Genomic DNA, 16,789 nt, shown 5'->3' with positions numbered 1-16,789 from the left:
GGGTGCCTGAGGCTGAGGGGTATGGGGTTGTTTTGCGGCAGAGTGGCGATTCGACTGCGCGGGCGCGGCTGGTTGGGGCGCTGGTGCTGGTGGTGGCTGCTTTGACGGCTACTGCTCTGAGTGTCGGGTGGATCTGGACGCGGGCTGATGCGGTGATGCCGGTCGACCTGCCTTCCGGGAATCCGGGGCTGCGGACGGTGAACCCTTCGATCAAGCCTTCCGCGACGCCGCCTCCGAAGGGGCAGGTGCTCGGGTCGCTGATCGTTGCTGCCAACAAAGACACGATGCCGATCATGGGGTCGGCGTGGACGACGACCGGGGAGCGGTCCGGCCAGTACGGCGGGGCTGCGATCTGGCTGACTGTGCACGACAACTACAACAACAGTGCCGACTGGGGGAACTTCGTCTCGTTCGGGCAGCTGATACCGACGTTCAAGTTCGCCAGTACGCCGGCCGGGCTGAAGTCGGCTGCGACGCAGGCGGGGTCGCGCGCGATCGTCGGGCTGTACGGCGAGGGCGCGAAGATCTCCGGTACGACGCACAAGGCGATCACCGTGGACGGGCGCAAGGGGCACGAGATCACCACGCGGGTGGCGGTCAGTGCGCCGAAGCTGAAGGAGACGTTCTCGACCGTGCTGATCGCGGTCGTCGATCGCGGTGACGGTACGGCGGCGGTGTCGATCGGTGACATCGCCGGTACGACGCCGACCTGGATCCAGGTGTGGCGGACGAAGGTCAGCCAGATCAAGATCAGTCGTTGAGAGCCGGCGGGATGCTCATCCCGCCGGCCCCAGCAAGCAACAGCTAGCCGCGCACGGTTGCGCAGGCCGTGATCCAGCGCTCCAGGACGTCCTTGGCCGCGCCCGAGTCGATCGCCTCGGCGGCGCGGTCCATCCCGGCCCGGATCCGGGCGGTGATCGGGCCCTCGACCGGGGTGTAGGCCGCGAGTGCGGCGCCGGCGTTCAGCAGGACGACGTCGCGCACCGCGCCGGCCTCGCCGTCGAGCAGGGACCGGACGACCTTGGCGTTGAACGGCGCGTCCGCACCCTTCAGCGCGTCCGCCGAGACCGGCTCGATGCCGAGGTCGCGCGGGTCGACCGTGAACGGCCCTTCCACCTCTCCGCCACCGACGTTCCACACCTGCGACGTCGTACGGGTGGTGAGCTCGTCCAGTCCGTCGTCGCCATGGAAGACCAGTGCGTCGATGCCGCGCCGAGCCAGTACGCCGGCCATCAGTCCGGCGACCCGGGCGTCGCCGACGCCGACCGCCTGGGCGGAGGGATCACCTGGGTTCGCCAGGGGGCCGAGGAAGTTGAAGGTGGTCGGTACGCCGAGCTCCCGGCGCGGTACTGCGGCATGCCGCAGCGCGGGGTGGAACGCGGGCGCGAAGCAGAAGGTGATCCCGACCTGCTCCCCCACTTCGGCGACCTGCGCCGCGGTGAGGTCGAGGGGAATCCCGAGCTCCTCCAGTACGTCGGCCGCTCCGCACGCCGATGATGCGGCGCGGTTGCCGTGTTTGACGACCTTCGCACCGGCGCCGGCCGCAACGATCGCGGACATCGTGCTGATGTTCACCGTGTGCGCCTGGTCGCCGCCGGTACCGACGACGTCCAGGGTCCGGCCGGGGACCGTGATCCTGGTCGCGAAGTTGCGCATGGTCGTGACCAGGCCCTCGACCTCGCTGACCGTCTCGCCCTTGGCGCGCAGCGCGATCACGAAACCGGCCAGCTGGGCCGGGGACGCGGCCCCGGACAGGATCTGCTCCATCGCCCACGCGGTGGCGGTGGCCTCCAGGTCCTCGCCCCGCAGCAGCGGGTTGAGAACGACAGGCCAGGTGTAGGCGGTCATCGCCGGGATCAGGTGGTGGCGGGCAGCTTGGCGACCACGGCGCGGAGCAGCTCCGCGGTGACCTCGGCGAGCCGGACCGGGTCGATCGGGTGCGAGACCGCGGCCTCGGCGCGCGACCAGGTGGCCAGCCAGGCGTCCTGCGGACGGCCGGTGATCACCAGGATCGGCGGGCAGTTGAAGATCTCGTCCTTGAGCTGCCGGGCGATGCCCAGTCCGCCGGCCGGCACCGCTTCGCCGTCCAGGATGGCCAGGTCGATGCCGCCCTTGTCCATGGTCTTGATCACGGCCGGCTCGGTCGCGCACTCGACGTACTCGAGGGCGGGCAGATCGGCAGCCGGGCGCTTGCCCAGCGCCAGCCGGACGGACTCCCGCGTCGTACGGTCGTCGCTGTAGACGAGAACCTTCAGCGGACGCTCTGAGCTCATCGATTCATCCCAAGCTGTGAAAAAGACGACTGGACAGCTGAATGCTACCGGGGTGCCTGTTCGGCCCGGCGCGCCTGCTCCTCCAACCGGTCCAGCCGGCGGTCCTCACGGCGCGCCTCACGCTGCGAGTCGCGCACCCATTGGACGAACAGAACCGCGAAGAACACCAGGCCGACGATGTCGCCGGAGCCCCACAACAGGCCGCCGGCGATGAACTGGTCGTGCAGTGGTGACGGCGGCCAGGAGCGTTCGAAACTCGTGTACCAGTCCTCGGCGATCAGCGTGTTCGCGGACATGATCGTGATGCCGAGGAACGCGTGGAACGGCAACGTGAGGAACGTCATGATGAGCCGGAACGGGTAGATCACCCGCCCGGGGACCGGATCGACGCCCAGCAGCGGCCAGAAGAACAGTGATCCGACCAGGATGAAGTGGAAGTGCAGCAGGTCGTGCAGCACGGTCGAGCGCAAGGTGGCGTCGTAGATCCCGCTGAAATAGAGCACCCAGGGGCTCAGGACGAACAGCGTGAAGCCGATCAGCGGGAAGCAGGCGACCTTCGCGAACCGGGAATGCAATACGGAGAGCAACCATTTCCGGGGCCGCTGGGGCAGCGTCCGGAGCGCCAGCGTGACCGGGGCGCCGAGCGCCATCATCAGCGGCGTCAGCATCGACAGGATCATGTGCTGGGCCATGTGCACGCTCAACAGGACCGTGTCATAGGTGCCTAGCGCCGATTGGGTGGCGATCACCGCACTGCCCAGCCCCAGTCCGACGAAGGCGACCGTGCGCCCCACCGGCCATTTGTCACCGCGTTTGCGGAGCTGGCGGACGCCGTACAGATAGAGCGCGCCGGTCGCGATGATCACGGCGAGTAACACCGGCTCGAAGGTCCAGGCCGTCAGCAGACGCAGTGGTGTGAACGGCGCGATCTGGTCACCGGGCGCGGCGTGGAGGGGAAGCACCTGTCCACAGTAGAAGCATCGTTGTGCGACATGCATGGGGGTGGTCGTAGTAGTTCGCAGATGGACCGACATAATGACGGCGTGGCCACTGCAACTGCGCTCCCAGCGTCTCGTGAACACGGACACCACGACCGTCCCAGCATGGTCAGTGTCGGCACGATCGTCTGGCTAGCGAGCGAACTGATGTTCTTCGCCGCTCTGTTCGCGGCGTACTTCACGATCCGGTCGGTGACGACCGCGACCGCGGCGCCCGGGACGGAGACGCTCTGGGACGCGTCGACGGAGATGCTGAACATCCCGTTCGCGCTGACCAACACGCTGATCCTGGTGCTCTCCTCGGTGACGTGCCAGTTCGGCGTCTTCGCGGCCGAGCACGGCCGGGTCGGCCGGGTCGGTTCCGCGGCGAACTTCCTCAAGTGGGGGATGCGTGAGTGGTTCATCCTCACGTACCTGATGGGCGCGGTCTTCATCGCCGGCCAGGTGACGGAGTACGCCACGCTGATCCACGAGGGCATCACGATCTCGTCCTCGCCGTACGGTTCGGTGTTCTACCTGACCACCGGATTCCACGGCCTGCACGTGACCGGCGGCCTGATCGCCTTCGTCTTCGTCCTGGCCAGGACCTACATGGCCCGCAAGTTCACCCACGAACAGGCCGTCTCGGCGATCGTCGTGTCGTACTACTGGCACTTCGTCGACGTGGTCTGGATCGCCCTGTTCGCGACCATCTACCTGCTCAAATGAGTGAGAAGAGAACCTCCTTGTCACCGGCGCGCTTTCTCTCCGCGCGACGACGGCACCGGTCCGCCGGCCTCGTCGTGCTCCTGTTCGGCCTCCTGGCAGTGGGCTCGGCGTACGCCGCGTTTGCCCCTGGCAGCGCGGTGGCCGACAACTCGGCCCAGTCCCAGCAGATCGAAGAGGGCAAGAAGCTCTTCGCGGTCGGCTGCTCCAGCTGTCACGGCCTGAACGCCGAAGGCAGCGGGAACGGCGAGGGCGACATGGCCGGCCCGTCGCTGATCGGTGTCGGCGCGGCCGCCGTCGACTTCCAGGTCGGTACCGGCCGGATGCCCGCGATGCAGCCGGGTGCCCAGGTCCCGCGCAAGACTCCGACCTACACGCCGGAGGAGATCGAGGCACTGGCCGCGTACGTCGCCTCGCTCGCCCCGGGCCCGGCGGTTCCGGCGACCGACTCGTACGACATCAGCAAGGTCACCGACGAGCAGGTCACCCGTGGTGGCGAGCTGTTCCGGACGAACTGCACGGCCTGCCACAACTTCGCCGGCAAAGGTGGCGCGCTGCCCAACGGCAAGTACGCGCCGTCGCTGATGAACGTCGACCCCAAGCACATCTACGAGGCGATGCTCACCGGTCCGCAGCAGATGCCGGTCTTCTCCGACCAGGTGATGCTGCCGGAGGACAAGCGCGACATCATCGCCTACCTGCACGCGCTGCAGGAGCAGAAGGACCCGGGCGGCTTCGGCCTCGGCCGGCTCGGCCCGGTCTCCGAGGGTCTGTGGGGCTGGCTGGTCGGTATCGGCCTGCTGGTCGCGGTGGCGGTCTGGATCGGCGCCAAGGGTGTGAAGGCCAAGGGCCACGGTGCACCCGGAGCCAAGGCTGAGGGGGCGAAGGCCGAATGAGTGACAAGAATCTGCCCGTGAAGGCGGACGACGAGCAGCACGGCGCGGTCGAGGTGGCCGAGCCGATCGCGGATCCGGGTCTGGAGCCGCACGAGTACCGGATCACCGATATCGACCCGAAGGCCGCCGACCGGGCGGAGCGTCAGGTCGCGACGATGTTCACGCTGGCCGGCCTGCTCTTCCTGGGCGCCTGCGTCGGGTACTTCGCGATCCCGCGGGACGCGATCCTCGAGTTCGGGCCGCTGACCGGCAACGCGAACAACATGACGCTGGGCCTGTGCCTGGGCCTCGGGCTGTTCCTGATCGGCGCCGGCGCGATCCAGTGGGCCAAGCAGCTGATGGTCGACACCGAGGTCATCGAGCTGCGGCACGACGCGAACTCCTCGCCGGAGCAGAAGGCCGACATCATCGAGGGCTTCAACGAGGGTGCGGCCGAGTCCGGCTTCGGCCGGCGCAAGCTGATCCGCCGGTCGCTGCTCGCCTCGATGGGTCTGCTCGGTCTGCCGGCCATCGTCCTGCTCCGTGACCTCGGTCCGCTGCCGGGCCGCAGCCTCTACAACACCATCTGGGCCAAGGGCGTCCGGGTCGTCAACGACGTCACCGACCGCCCGATCAAGCCGTCCGACCTGGTGGTCGGGCAGCTGGTCAACGCGCAGCCCGCGAACCTCACTCCGATCCAGGAGGAGAGCCCGGTCGAGTACCAGAACGCCAAGGCCAAGGCCGCGGTGATCGTGGTCCGGATCGAGCCCGCCAAGATCCGTACCAAGCCCGGTCGCGAGAACTGGGGGATCGACGGCATCCTGTGCTACTCCAAGATCTGCACCCACGTGGGCTGCCCGATCTCCCTGTACGAGCAGACCACGCACCACGTGCTCTGCCCGTGCCACCAGTCGACGTTCGACCTGGCCGACAGCGCGAAGGTGATCTTCGGGCCTGCGGCTCGGCCGCTGCCTCAGCTACCGTTGGCAGTGGACGCAGAGGGCTACCTGGTCGCGCAGAGCGGCTTCACCGAGCCGGTCGGCCCGAGCTTCTGGGAACGAGGGTGACACCAGTGTCTGATACCAAAGAGAAGGCTCCCGCGACGGCGGAGTTCCCGCCGCCGGTCAAGTGGCTCGACGACCGCCTCGGCGTCGGCAAGATCGGCCGGAAGAACCTGCGCAAGGTCTTCCCGGACCACTGGTCGTTCATGCTCGGCGAGATCGCGCTGTACAGCTTCATCATCCTGATCCTGACCGGCATCTTCCTGACCTTCTGGTTCAAGCCGTCGATGGCCGAGATCGAGTACCAGGGCTCGTACAGCCTGCTCAAGGGCCTGCACATGTCCGAGGCGTACGCCTCGACGCTGGACATCTCGTTCGACATCCGGGGCGGTCTGCTGATGCGGCAGATCCACCACTGGGCGGCCGTGCTGTTCATCGCCGCGATGATGGTGCACCTGCTCCGCACCTTCTTCACCGGCGCCTTCCGCAAGCCGCGGGAGCTGAACTGGGTGGTCGGCTTCGGGATGCTGTTCCTCGGCATCATCGAGGGCTTCATCGGCTACGGCCTCCCCGACGACCTGCTGTCCGGGACCGGGTTGCGCATCACCCAGGGCATGATCCAGGCCTCACCGGTGATCGGGACGTACCTGAGCTTCTTCATCTTCGGCGGCGAGTTCCCCGGCGACGACATGGTGTCGCGGTTCTTCACCGTGCACGTGCTGCTGATCCCGGGCCTGATCCTGGTGCTCGTCACCTTGCACCTGTTCCTGGTCGTGTACCACAAGCACACCCAGTACGCCGGTCCCGGGCGGACCGAGAAGAACGTCGTCGGCTACCCGCTGATGCCGGTCTACATGGCCAAGGCCGGTGGCTTCTTCTTCGTCGTGTTCGGCGTCACCGCCCTGATGGGCGCGCTGCTGCAGATCAACCCGGTCTGGCTGTACGGTCCGTACAACCCGGCCGAGGTGACGGCGGGTTCACAGCCGGACTGGTACATGGGCTGGCTGGAAGGCTCGGTCCGCATCATGCCGGGCTTCGAGTCCCATTTCTGGGGCGTCACGCTCAGCTGGAACCTGCTGATACCGGCGCTCCTGATACCACCCGCGTTCGTCACACTGGTCGCGCTGTATCCGTTCATCGAGAGCTGGATCACCGGCGACAAGCGGGAGCACCACATCCTGGACCGGCCGCGCAACGTGCCGACCCGGACCGGTATCGGTGCCGCCTTCATCACCTTCTACGGCCTGCTGTGGATCGGTGGCGGTAACGACCTGGTGGCCACCCACTTCGACGTCTCGCTGAACAAGGTGACCTGGTTCCTGCGGTTCGCGGTGTTCCTCGGTCCGGTGCTCGCCTTCTGGGTGACCCGGCGGATCGCGATCTCGCTGCAGCGCGCCGACGAGGAGCGGCTGCTGCACGGTCTGGAGTCGGGCATCATCGTCCGCTCCCCCGACGGCGGCTACTCCGAGCGGCACACGCCGATCTCGAACTACGAGGCCTACGAGCTCACCGCGCACGACCGCCTCGTCCCGTACGAGGTCGGTCCGGAGACCGACGACAACGGGGTTCGCGCCCCGCGCCGCGCACTGAACAAGCTCCGCGCGAAGCTGAGCCACTTCTACTACGCGGACGCGGTGCAGAAGCCGACCGCGGCGGAGATCGAGGACGCGCACTCGCACGGTCACGACGACGACGTGCACGAGCTGACCGACACGGAAGCCTTCCACGAGGTCACGCCGGACAAGCACTGAACTCAGTAGCTCGAGAAACGCCCTGGCTTCGGTCAGGGCGTTTTTCGTTGTGGTCTAACTGGTTGCGAGTCATTGCGGTGTGCCGAACTCTTCTTACATGCCGCCCCAAGTATCTCGACGACGTGCTCTCCAGCTGGCCGGTGCTGCGACTGCTGCCGGCCTGACATCCAGTACTGCGTCCTCCAGTACGGCGGCCGCCGCGGCCGCCGCGCCTGCCCAGGCGCAGGCTCAGGCTCAGGTGGCGGGTGTGCTCGGGGAACCGAGTATTCAGGAGGCGCTGCGCTGGTGGGCGCCTCAGCGGGGTGTGTGGACGCCGGTGGGGTGGAAGTCGCACCTGTTCCGGTTCGACATGTTCTACAACGGCACCATGGTGTGCCAGCCGGCGGTGGCGTTGCCGGTCGGTCATCCCAAGCCGTATCTGGACGTCTACAAGGGCAAGGACTTCCAGGTGACGCCCGTGATGCCGGATCGCGGGAAGATCCCGCCGATGCCGACCGGGCAGTACTACCTGTACAAGGGCGACTTCGGGGTCGGCATCCAGGGCTGGCAGCAGGACAAGCACACTCCAGTGCTGTGGACCGAGCACCGGCGGCAGGAGGGCGTCGTACTGCGTCAGTCGGTGTTTGCGCATCTGCGCGGTGCCCCTGACGTTCAGACCGCGCTGGAGCCGATCTACGCGTGGACGCGGTTCTCGATCGAGCAGGTGAGTGAGGTGCGGCCGCCTGCGTCGTTCACGTTCGTTCTGCGGCTCAGCAAGGCGTACATCAAGCACCGGATCGATCCGCCGCAGCAGCAGGACGCCTTCGTCACTATGGAGGTCATCCCGTCCGCAGCGCCGCTCGACACCAGTCTGCGGATCGAGCAGGTCTTCAACCCCGGACCGGAGCCGGTGCCCGCCAGGGTCTTCGACAGCGCCGGACTGGTCCGGATGGCAGTCAGTGTGCCGGGTGCGACCACGCTGACCGGGGCCAACGGGGTCTACGACCTCAAGGTGGTCATCCAGGCTCGCAAGGGCGCGTACGTCGACGTACTGGTGCCGATGCTCCCCCAGCCGCGCGCTGAGATCGACGCCGAGCTGGCACTCGGGTACGCCGGTGCTCTCGCACAGGCGGAGACGTACTGGGCGAAGAAGCCGGCCACCGCCGCGACCATCAGCACGCCGGAGCCCTACGTCGACCAGTTCTTCCGTCGCAGCGTGCAGCTGGCCGAGATCATCGGCGAGAAGAGCCCGGACACCGGCAAGCACACCTTCCTGTCCGGCTCCTACGGCTACGACATGCTGTGGAGTACGCCGACCTCGATGGTCAGCCACATGTTCCTGGACCTGCTCGGCTACCACGACGTGGTGGCGTCGCATCTGGAGCTGTATCTGGCGGTCCAGGACACGGTGGAGCCGCCAGGCGATGACTACCGGGAGTTCTCACATGAGGGCTTCTTCGCGACCCCGGCGCAGCTCCAGCCGTTCCACTGGCTCAGTGACCACGGCGCGATCCTGGAGGCGGCGGCCCGGCATGTACTGCTCAGCCGGGACCAGGCGTTCCTGAACCGCTGGCTGACGCCGATCGTCAAGGCCTGCGAGTTCATCCAGAGGGCCTGTCGGTACGAGGGACATGAGGCGGTGAAGGGGCTGATGCCGCCGGGCAAGGCGAACGACACCGCCCAGGTCCAGCAGGCGGTCTCGAGTCAGGCCTGGATCCACCGCGGTCTCCGGACTGCGGTCCAGCTGCTGCAGCAGATCTCGCACCCGCGGGCGACCGAGTTCGCACAGCTCGCCGACGCCTTCCGGACGACCTATGTGAACACGCTTCGTCAGGAGGCTGCGACCGCGCCGCGCTGGACCGATCCCAACGGCGTCAAGCAGCCGATCCTGCCCAGCAAGTTCTACGGCAACGAGAGCGCCTGGCCGGACCTGGAGGCGTTCGACGGTGGTGCGCTGATGTCGGTCTATGCCGATCTGCTGCCCGCCGACGATCCGCTGATGAAGTCGTTCGTCGACTTCTTCCGGGTCGGTCCCAATGTGGCCAACTTCGACCCCGCGCACCACACCGCGCTCGACCGGGTCGTGCTGGACCACGAGCAGAGCAGCGGTGAGCCCTGCTACAGCTGGAACCTCTTCCACAGCTGGCAGCTAGGCGATCGCGCGCACTTCCTCGAAGGGCTGTACGGCCTGCTCACCGGCGCGATCTCGCCGGACACGTTCATCTCCGGCGAGCACCGGCACGGCATGTACGGGACGCTCTTCACCCAGCCGCTGATCACTTGGGCGGCCCGGCACGCGGTCATCGACGACGCGGTGACCGCCGGCGAACTGCACCTGCTCCGGATCTGTCCGCTCGCCTGGATCTCGAAAGACTCCGAGACCGTGTTCGACAAGATGCCCACCCTGTTCGGGCCGATGTCGCTGCGCTTCCGGCTGTCCGCGGACGGCAAGACCCTCAACGTCACCCACTCGACCAGCTGGGCCCAGAACCCGGCCAAGATCACGGTCCATCGCCCACCGGTCCCCGGACTCGAGCGGCTGGTCGTCAACGGTACGGAGGTCAACTGATGATCGACGTGACCGGTGACGGCTGGGCCGACATGGTGATCCGCCGCGGCGGCCGGCTCTTCGTGTACCCGCACAACAGGCAGCCGGGGAGTAACCCCTGGACGACCTCCTACGACACCAACACGACGGAGTGGGACATCGTCCGGGTCATGTTCCTGGCCGACGCGACCGGCACCGGGAAGGCGGATCTGGTCACGATCCGCAACGACCAGACCCTGCACGTGTACCCACACAACGGGCTGACCGGGAACGCGGCCGGCTGGAAGCCGCCGTACGCGACCGGCCTCACCGGCTGGGATATCGCCGACTGGATCGGGATCGGTGACCTGACCGGCGACGGCAAACCGGACCTGGTGGCGCGCTTCCGCGACGGCAGTATGTGGACCTACCCGCACAACGGCAAAGCCGGTACGGCGGCCAACTGGACCGGACCGTTCAGTGTCGGAGTGAACTGGAACTCGGCCACCGCCCTGCTCGTCGGGGACGTGACCGGCGACGGACGGGCCGATCTGGTGGCCCGGGACGGCTCCGGGAACCTGACCATCCATGTGACCGCCACCGGCGCTCAGATCGGCGCAGGGAGCGGCTGGGGGCTGGCCAACGTGATGCTGCTGCAGGACGTGACCGGGGACGGGCGACTGGACATCACTGTCCGTGACAGCAGTGGCGCCGCGTGGGTGTATCCCCACAGCGGCGCCACTACCAGCAATCCGTGGACCGTGACTCGCTACTCCGCCGGCGGCGGCTGGCAGGACGCGAGTCTGATGGCCCTCTGACGTCAGCTCAGCGCCGAGCCCTGCTTGTACTTCTCGTAGGGCAGGTTCCAGTCGGTCCAGCCGTTGCCGGCCGTCATGTACCGCTTGGTGCCGGTGACGATCACGGGGTCGCCACGCAGGGTCTGGTTGAAGAACCACTGGCCGTTGGCCAGGCTCATGCCGACGCAGCCGTGGCTGACGTTGGCGCTGCCCTGGCTGCCGCTCGACCACGGGGCGCCGTGCATGAACTCGCCGGAGCTCGTCACGCGCTGGGCCCACTTCACGTCGTGGATGTCGTAGTACTCCGGGTCGCCGGGCTTGATGCCGACGGTCCGGGCGTCCATCCGCTTGGTGGCGAACTTCTCCATGATCACCTTCACCCCGCTGCGGGTGGTGAAACCGGACTTACCGGCGGTGATCGGGATGGTGCGGGCCAGCTTGCCGTTGATGGTGACCGTCATGGTGTGCTTCGGTACGTCGACCTTGCTGATCACCGACTTGCCGATCGCGAACTTGATCTCGCGGCTGGCGGCACCCCAGGTGCCGTTGCCGGCGTTCACCCCGGCGGTCTTGATCAGCACCGTGACCTTGGTGCCGGCCGGCCAGTAGGCCTTCGGCCGGTAGTTGACCTGCTTGCTGTTCACCCAGTGCCAGCTGCCTTCGACCGGCACCGACGTCTTGATCTCCAGCCGCTTCTCGACCGCGGCCCGGTCGGTGACCGGGTTGTTCCAGTAGATCTGGATCGGGAGCGCGACACCGACGGTCTCGCCGTTCAGCGGGACGACCGAGGCCTTCAGGTTCTTGGTCGCCTTCAGCGTGCTGAAGGTCGAGGAGATCGGCACACTCGCGCCGTCGGTGCCCTCCGCCGTACCGGTCACCGTGTACGTCGCTCCGGGCTTGACCCCGGGTCCTGCCGTCCACTGGGTCTTCTCGGCGTTCAGAGTGCCGTCGACCGTGTCACCGTCGTCGTCCTTGAGGGTGACCGACTTGATCGTGCCGGCCGAGGTGGTCACGGTCACCGGCTTGTCCGGCGCGACCCCCTTGGCGCCCTTGGCCGGGACCACCGCGACATTGGCGGCGGCCGGGTCGTCCGAGGGTGTCGTCGAAGCACCGGGGGTCGTGGACGCTCCCGCCGAACCGTTGCTCTGTGTGCTGCTCTGCGTGGCTCCCGGGCCGGCGTTGCCGCCGCCCTCGGTGTCGCTGCACGCGGTGCCGACCAGCAGCATCGCCGCGATTCCCACCACGGCCAGGCCGTGTTTCCTGCTCACCATTCCCCAGTTCTCCCCTGTATGCGTCAACCGCCGCCCAGCGTAGCCCGTCGTTCATCAGACGCACGAAAACGCCGTCCGGTTGGCCCGGACGGCGCCCTCGCAAAAACTACTCAGTATGAGGCATTCGACGACTAGTGGGCGTGATCCCCGCGGTAGTACTCGAAGATGAAGCCCGACAGCGTCACGATCCCGAGCGCGCAGCCGGCGATGAACAGCCACCAGCCGAAGACCAGGCCGAGCACGACCACCGACAGCGTGAGGGCGCAGAACAGCGGCCACCACGAGTGCGGCGGGAAGAAGCCGAGCTCGCCGGCGCCTTCCACGATCTCGGCTTCCTTGCGGTCCTCCGGACGGGCATCCATCCGGCGGGCGGTGATGCTGAGGTAGAACGCGATCAGCAGTGCCAGGAAGAACGTCATCACCAGTGCGGTGGTCCCGGTCGGGTCCTCCGACATCAGCCAGTAGATCGGCGTGACGACCAGTACGAACACGCTCAGGATCCCGAAGACCCAGGCCTCGACCTTCACGCGCCGTCCTTCCCTTCGTTCTTCGCTGCGTTCTCCTCGAGGAGGGCGACCCGGCCCTGGTCCTCGCCGGCGTCCAGGAGATTGTCAGCGGAGGCCCGGTTGGCCGGGTACTCCGCGAGCGCCAGCTCCGGGTGGTGCAGGTCGAACGCGGGGCTCTCGGACCGGATCCGCGGCAGCCTGTCGAAGTTGTGCCGCGGCGGCGGCGAACTGGTCGCCCACTCCAGCGACCGGCCCCAGCCCCACGGGTCGTCGACCTTGACCAGCGGCGCCTTGCGGGATTTGTAGACGTTGTAGAAGAACGGCAGCATCGACAGGCCGAGCACGAAGGCGCCGACGCTGGAGACCTCGTTCAGCGTGGTGAAGCCCTCGTTCGCGCCGTACGACGCGTAGCGCCGCGGCATCCCCTCGACACCCAGCCAGTGCTGCACCAGGAAGGTCGTGTGGAAGCCGATGAACAGCAGCCAGAAGTGCAGCTTGCCGAGGCGTTCGTCGAGCATCCGGCCGGTCATCTTCGGCCACCAGAAGTAGAACCCGGCGAACATCGCGAACACCACCGTGCCGAAGACGACGTAGTGGAAGTGCGCGACCACGAAGTACGAGTCGGACAGCTGGTAGTCCAGCGCCGGCGAGGCCAGGATGATGCCGGTCAGGCCGCCGAACAGGAAGGTCGTCAGGAAGCCGATCGACCAGAGCATCGGGGTCTCGAACGAGACCGATCCGCCCCAGATCGTGCCGATCCAGTTGAAGAACTTCACCCCGGTCGGAACCGCGATCAGGAACGTCATGAACGAGAAGAACGGTAGATTCACCGCGCCCGTGACAAACATGTGGTGCGCCCACACCGCCACCGACAGGATGCCGATCCCGAGCGTCGCGGCGACCAGGCCGATGTAGCCGAACAGCGGCTTGCGGCTGAAGACCGGGAGGATCTCGGTGATGATGCCGAAGAACGGCAACGCGATGATGTAGACCTCTGGATGCCCGAAGAACCAGAACAGATGTTGCCAGAGCAGTGGACCGCCGTTCCCGGCGTCGAAGACGTGAGCCCCCAAGGCTCGATCCGCCTCCAGCATCAGCAGCGCGCCGGCCAGGATCGGGAAGGCGATCAGCACCAGGATCGACGTCACCAGGATGTTCCAGGTGAACATCGACATCCGGAACATCGTCATACCGGGGGCGCGCATGGTGATGATCGTGGTGACGAAGTTGACCGCACCGAGGATCGTGCCCAGACCGGCCATCCACAGACCCATGATCCACAGGTCGCCACCGATGCCCGGCGAACGGACCGCGTTCGACAGCGGGGCGTAGGCGAACCAGCCGAAGTCGGCCGCACCGCCCGGGGTGAAGAACCCGCTGATCGTGATCAGGCCGCCGAACAGGAACAGCCAGAAGCTGAACATGTTGAGCCGCGGGAAGGCGACGTCAGGAGCGCCGATCTGGACCGGCATGATCACGTTCGCGAACCCGACGAACAGCGGGGTCGCGAACAGCAGCAGCATGATCGTGCCGTGCATCGTGAAGAGCTGGTTGTAGACCTCTTCGTTGACGATCTGCAGACCGGGCTTGGCCAGCTCGGCCCGGATCAGCAGCGCCATCACGCCGCCGATCAGGAAGAACGCGAACGACGTGATCAGGTACAGGTGACCGATCAGCTTGTGGTCGGTCGTGGTCATCCACTTGACCGCGATCTGGCCCTTGCTGCGCCGCCGCGGCAGCGCAGCACTGGTCCCGATGGCGCCGGAGCGCTCGGCGAAGTCGGTCATTTCCCGCCCTCCTGCTCACCGTGACCAGGAATGGTGGTCGCGTCCTTGCCGCCGACGGCGGCACCGGTCTGGCCACGGTCGGCCAGTTCCTTGAGGTGCTGGTCGTACTCGGCGCGGGTGACCACCTTGACGGAGAAGATCATCCGGCTGTGGTAGAGCCCGCAGAGCTCCGCGCACTTGCCGGCGAACGTCCCGGTCTTGGTCGGCGTGACCTCGAACTTGTTGGTCCGGCCCGGGATGACGTCGAGCTTGAAGTAGAACGACGGGATCCAGAACGAGTGGATGACGTCCGGCGAGGTCAGGTCGAAGTGCACCGACTCGTTCACCGGCAGCCACAGCTCCGCGGGCTTGTCCAGCGTGCCGGTCTCCCAGACGCCTTCCTGCCCGTTGACCTGCTCCTTGTAGTTGAAGGTCCACTGCCACTGCTGGCCGACCACGTTCACCGTGTGCTGGGGCGTGCCCGACATCTTGGTGATCTGGTTGCCGTGCTCGACGGTGTAGAAGAAGAGCACCCCGATGATCGCGAACGGGGCCAGCGTGTAGAGCACCTCGAGCGGCAGGTTGTACCGCACCTGCTTGGGTGCCTCGTCGTTCCGCTTGCGGTACCTCACCACGACGTACAGGATCAGGGCCCAGACCGCGACGCCGATGATCAGCGCTGCGATCCACGCGCCGATCCAGAGGCTGCGGACAGCCTCGGTCCGGTCCGAGGCGGCCTCGGGGAGACCGAGTCGTTTCCACTGCTCAGTGGTCTCCGACGAACAACCGGTCAGCAGCACGGTGCCGAACACCGTTGCCGCGGCGGCCAGCAGCCGTCGTTTCGCCGGACGTGTGGCGCGGGCAGTATCTGCCATGCGCTCCTCCACTCCGGACGTGCCGTTCGAACCCACGGGGCGCCTTTCCCTTCCCAAGTGAGACTGACGACCAAACACTACTGGACACCAAACGCCGTCCTGCGCATAGGTAGCCCTTAGCGTTTCCCCTGTGAATGAGCGTGCGTACCTCGACGCCGCATCGGCGGAGCCTCTGCATCCGGCCGCGCGGGAAATGTTGCTCTCGGCAGTGGATTCCGGGTGGGCCGATCCGGTCCGTCTGCACCACGAGGGCCGGACGGCCCGGCTGCTGCTGGACAACGCCCGGGCGGTGCTTGCCGAGGGCGTCGGAGTGCGCCCGGACGAGCTCTACCTGACCACCTCCGGTACGGCGGCCATCCACAGCGGACTGTCCGCCGTACTGGCTGCTCGGCGGCGGGTCGGGCGGACTGTGGTCCACAGTGCGGTGGAGCACTCCGCCGTACTGCACACCGCTGGTGAGGCCGGGCTGGAGATCGGTGTGGACATGCTGGGCCGGGTGGACCTGGAGGCGTTCACGGAGGCGGTGCGGCAGCCCGGAGTGGCGGTGGCGGTGCTGCAGTCGGCCAACCATGAGGTGGGGACGCGGCAGCCCGTTAGGGCCGCTGCGGAGGCGTGCGGCTCAGTGCCGCTCTTTGTTGACGCCGCTGCATCGGTTGGGCGGGAGGTTTTAGACGATGGCTGGTCGGTGCTGACGGCAAGCGCTCACAAGTGGGGTGGTCCGGCCGGGGTCGGGCTGCTGGCGGTACGGAAGGGCACCCGGATCGCGCCGGCCTGGCCGATGGACGAGCGGGAGGACGGCCTCTCCCCCGGGTTCCCTGACGTTCCCAATCTGCTGGCTGCCGCGGCTGCGCTCCAGGCCCGGCTGGCGGAGGCTACGGAGCTGGACCGGCAGCACCGGGCCTGGATCGCGGAGATCCGGCAGCGGGTGGCCGCGGACGTGACAGATGTCGAGGTGGTGGGTGATCCGGACGACCGCCTGCCACATGTGCTCACGTTCTCGTGTCTCTACGTGGACGGTGAGGCTCTGGTCACCGCACTGGACGCTGAGGGCTTCTCCGTGTCCAGCGGCTCCGCCTGTACGTCGAGTACGTTGCGACCGTCACATGTGTTGGCAGCGATGGGTGTGCTCACCCATGGCAATGTCCGGGTCTCACTGGCCCGGACGACGACGTACGGCGAGATCGACCGGTTCTGCAGGGTGCTGCCGGGGATCGTGGCGCGGATCCGGGCGGAGGTGGGGATGTGAACGTGGAGCTGGACTGCCGGGGGCTGCTCTGCCCACTCCCGGTGATCAAACTGGCCAAGGCGCTGCCGGCCGTGGCCGTGGGCGACACCGTCACCGTGCTGGCCGACGACCCCGCTGCGGCGACGGACATCCCGGCCTGGTGCCGGATGCGGTCGCAGGAGCTGGTGTCGGCGGCCGAAAATGCTTATGTGGTGCGGCGGGTCAGCTGACACACTCCGC

16 protein-coding genes are annotated in these 16,789 nt (G+C 67.1%); 9 read left to right on the top strand and 7 right to left on the bottom strand.

Annotation, left to right across the window (positions count from 1 at the left end; all coding sequences use genetic code 11):
• The coding region (locus tag E1261_RS13030) for a hypothetical protein (RefSeq protein ID WP_338033929.1) at positions 1 to 761 on the top strand (761 nt) is incomplete at its 5' end.
• Between the two features lie 43 nt (positions 762 to 804).
• Here the strand turns inward: E1261_RS13030 and trpD are convergent.
• The 3 genes from trpD to E1261_RS13015 are packed head-to-tail and all read right to left on the bottom strand — an operon-like array spanning position 805 to position 3,235.
• On the bottom strand, positions 805 to 1,848 hold the full coding sequence (gene trpD, locus E1261_RS13025) for an anthranilate phosphoribosyltransferase (protein WP_132406235.1): 1,044 nt from the start codon (positions 1,846 to 1,848) through the stop codon (positions 805 to 807).
• A gap of 8 nt (positions 1,849 to 1,856) precedes the next feature.
• Positions 1,857 to 2,273 carry an Rv3143 family two-component system response regulator gene (locus tag E1261_RS13020; protein WP_132406233.1) on the bottom strand — a complete coding sequence of 139 codons (417 nt, stop codon included), beginning with the start codon at positions 2,271 to 2,273 and terminating at the stop codon, positions 1,857 to 1,859.
• A gap of 44 nt (positions 2,274 to 2,317) precedes the next feature.
• Positions 2,318 to 3,235 (bottom strand): cytochrome c oxidase assembly protein, encoded by a 918-nt coding sequence (locus tag E1261_RS13015; protein WP_132406231.1) that lies wholly within the window; start codon positions 3,233 to 3,235, stop codon positions 2,318 to 2,320.
• 30 nt (positions 3,236 to 3,265) lie between these two features.
• Between E1261_RS13015 and ctaE the strand changes: the two genes are divergently transcribed.
• The 6 genes from ctaE (at position 3,266) to E1261_RS12985 (ending at position 10,927) form a co-directional block, all read left to right on the top strand.
• The gene (ctaE, locus tag E1261_RS13010) at positions 3,266 to 3,979 is read left to right on the top strand and encodes an aa3-type cytochrome oxidase subunit III (protein ID WP_476703258.1); all 714 of its coding nucleotides are present in this window, start codon (positions 3,266 to 3,268) and stop codon (positions 3,977 to 3,979) included.
• Positions 3,976 to 4,872: a cytochrome bc1 complex diheme cytochrome c subunit gene (gene qcrC, locus E1261_RS13005; protein ID WP_132406227.1), complete on the top strand. Its 897-nt coding sequence runs from the start codon at positions 3,976 to 3,978 to the stop codon at positions 4,870 to 4,872. Before ctaE ends, qcrC begins: the two co-directional genes overlap by 4 nt.
• Positions 4,869 to 5,918 (top strand): cytochrome bc1 complex Rieske iron-sulfur subunit, encoded by a 1,050-nt coding sequence (gene qcrA, locus E1261_RS13000; protein WP_132406225.1) that lies wholly within the window; start codon positions 4,869 to 4,871, stop codon positions 5,916 to 5,918. Before qcrC ends, qcrA begins: the two co-directional genes overlap by 4 nt.
• Before the next feature lie 5 nt (positions 5,919 to 5,923).
• The gene (gene qcrB, locus E1261_RS12995) at positions 5,924 to 7,603 is read left to right on the top strand and encodes a cytochrome bc1 complex cytochrome b subunit (protein ID WP_132406223.1); all 1,680 of its coding nucleotides are present in this window, start codon (positions 5,924 to 5,926) and stop codon (positions 7,601 to 7,603) included.
• A 97-nt stretch (positions 7,604 to 7,700) separates the two neighbouring features.
• Positions 7,701 to 10,151: a hypothetical protein gene (locus tag E1261_RS12990; RefSeq protein ID WP_132406221.1), complete on the top strand. Its 2,451-nt coding sequence runs from the start codon at positions 7,701 to 7,703 to the stop codon at positions 10,149 to 10,151.
• Positions 10,151 to 10,927 (top strand): FG-GAP repeat domain-containing protein, encoded by a 777-nt coding sequence (locus E1261_RS12985; protein WP_132406219.1) that lies wholly within the window; start codon positions 10,151 to 10,153, stop codon positions 10,925 to 10,927. Before E1261_RS12990 ends, E1261_RS12985 begins: the two co-directional genes overlap by 1 nt.
• Before the next feature lie 2 nt (positions 10,928 to 10,929).
• Here E1261_RS12985 and E1261_RS12980 read toward each other — a convergent pair whose 3' ends face one another.
• From E1261_RS12980 to ctaC, 4 genes are all read right to left on the bottom strand, one after another.
• Positions 10,930 to 12,177, bottom strand: coding sequence for a L,D-transpeptidase (locus E1261_RS12980; RefSeq protein ID WP_238176179.1), 1,248 nt, complete (start codon positions 12,175 to 12,177; stop codon positions 10,930 to 10,932).
• A gap of 131 nt (positions 12,178 to 12,308) precedes the next feature.
• Positions 12,309 to 12,704: a cytochrome c oxidase subunit 4 gene (locus E1261_RS12975; protein ID WP_132406217.1), complete on the bottom strand. Its 396-nt coding sequence runs from the start codon at positions 12,702 to 12,704 to the stop codon at positions 12,309 to 12,311.
• Positions 12,701 to 14,470, bottom strand: coding sequence for an aa3-type cytochrome oxidase subunit I (gene ctaD, locus E1261_RS12970; protein WP_132406215.1), 1,770 nt, complete (start codon positions 14,468 to 14,470; stop codon positions 12,701 to 12,703). The genes E1261_RS12975 and ctaD overlap by 4 nt, the downstream gene beginning before the upstream one ends.
• Positions 14,467 to 15,324, bottom strand: coding sequence for an aa3-type cytochrome oxidase subunit II (ctaC, locus tag E1261_RS12965; RefSeq protein WP_238176177.1), 858 nt, complete (start codon positions 15,322 to 15,324; stop codon positions 14,467 to 14,469). Before ctaC ends, ctaD begins: the two co-directional genes overlap by 4 nt.
• Positions 15,325 to 15,454: 130 nt before the next feature.
• Between ctaC and E1261_RS12960 the strand changes: the two genes are divergently transcribed.
• Both E1261_RS12960 and E1261_RS12955 read left to right on the top strand, forming a co-directional pair.
• The gene (locus tag E1261_RS12960; protein ID WP_132406211.1) at positions 15,455 to 16,570 is read left to right on the top strand and encodes a cysteine desulfurase family protein; all 1,116 of its coding nucleotides are present in this window, start codon (positions 15,455 to 15,457) and stop codon (positions 16,568 to 16,570) included.
• Entirely contained in the window at positions 16,567 to 16,779 is a 213-nt protein-coding gene (locus E1261_RS12955; RefSeq protein WP_238176176.1) for a sulfurtransferase TusA family protein, read from the top strand. Before E1261_RS12960 ends, E1261_RS12955 begins: the two co-directional genes overlap by 4 nt.
• Positions 16,780 to 16,789 lie beyond the last annotated feature (10 nt).

Origin of the sequence: Kribbella albertanoniae (genome assembly GCF_004348455.1) — a bacterium.
GTDB lineage: Bacteria > Actinomycetota > Actinomycetes > Propionibacteriales > Kribbellaceae > Kribbella > Kribbella albertanoniae.
The sequence above is the reverse complement of the archived record's forward strand: the minus strand, read 5'-3'. Positions and strand labels throughout refer to the sequence as shown.

Excerpts from the sequence above, each read along its gene's own strand:
- E1261_RS12985 (WP_132406219.1), top strand. The coding sequence starts at position 10,151 with ATGATCGACGTGACCGGTGACGGCTGGGCCGACATGGTGATCCGCCGC.
- trpD (WP_132406235.1), bottom strand. The coding sequence starts at position 1,848 with ATGACCGCCTACACCTGGCCTGTCGTTCTCAACCCGCTGCTGCGGGGC.
- E1261_RS12980 (WP_238176179.1), bottom strand. The coding sequence starts at position 12,177 with ATGGTGAGCAGGAAACACGGCCTGGCCGTGGTGGGAATCGCGGCGATG.
- ctaE (WP_476703258.1), top strand. The coding sequence starts at position 3,266 with ATGCATGGGGGTGGTCGTAGTAGTTCGCAGATGGACCGACATAATGAC.
- ctaC (WP_238176177.1), bottom strand. The coding sequence starts at position 15,324 with ATGGCAGATACTGCCCGCGCCACACGTCCGGCGAAACGACGGCTGCTG.
- ctaD (WP_132406215.1), bottom strand. The coding sequence starts at position 14,470 with ATGACCGACTTCGCCGAGCGCTCCGGCGCCATCGGGACCAGTGCTGCG.
- E1261_RS12990 (WP_132406221.1), top strand. The coding sequence starts at position 7,701 with ATGCCGCCCCAAGTATCTCGACGACGTGCTCTCCAGCTGGCCGGTGCT.
- qcrA (WP_132406225.1), top strand. The coding sequence starts at position 4,869 with ATGAGTGACAAGAATCTGCCCGTGAAGGCGGACGACGAGCAGCACGGC.
- qcrC (WP_132406227.1), top strand. The coding sequence starts at position 3,976 with ATGAGTGAGAAGAGAACCTCCTTGTCACCGGCGCGCTTTCTCTCCGCG.
- E1261_RS13020 (WP_132406233.1), bottom strand. The coding sequence starts at position 2,273 with ATGAGCTCAGAGCGTCCGCTGAAGGTTCTCGTCTACAGCGACGACCGT.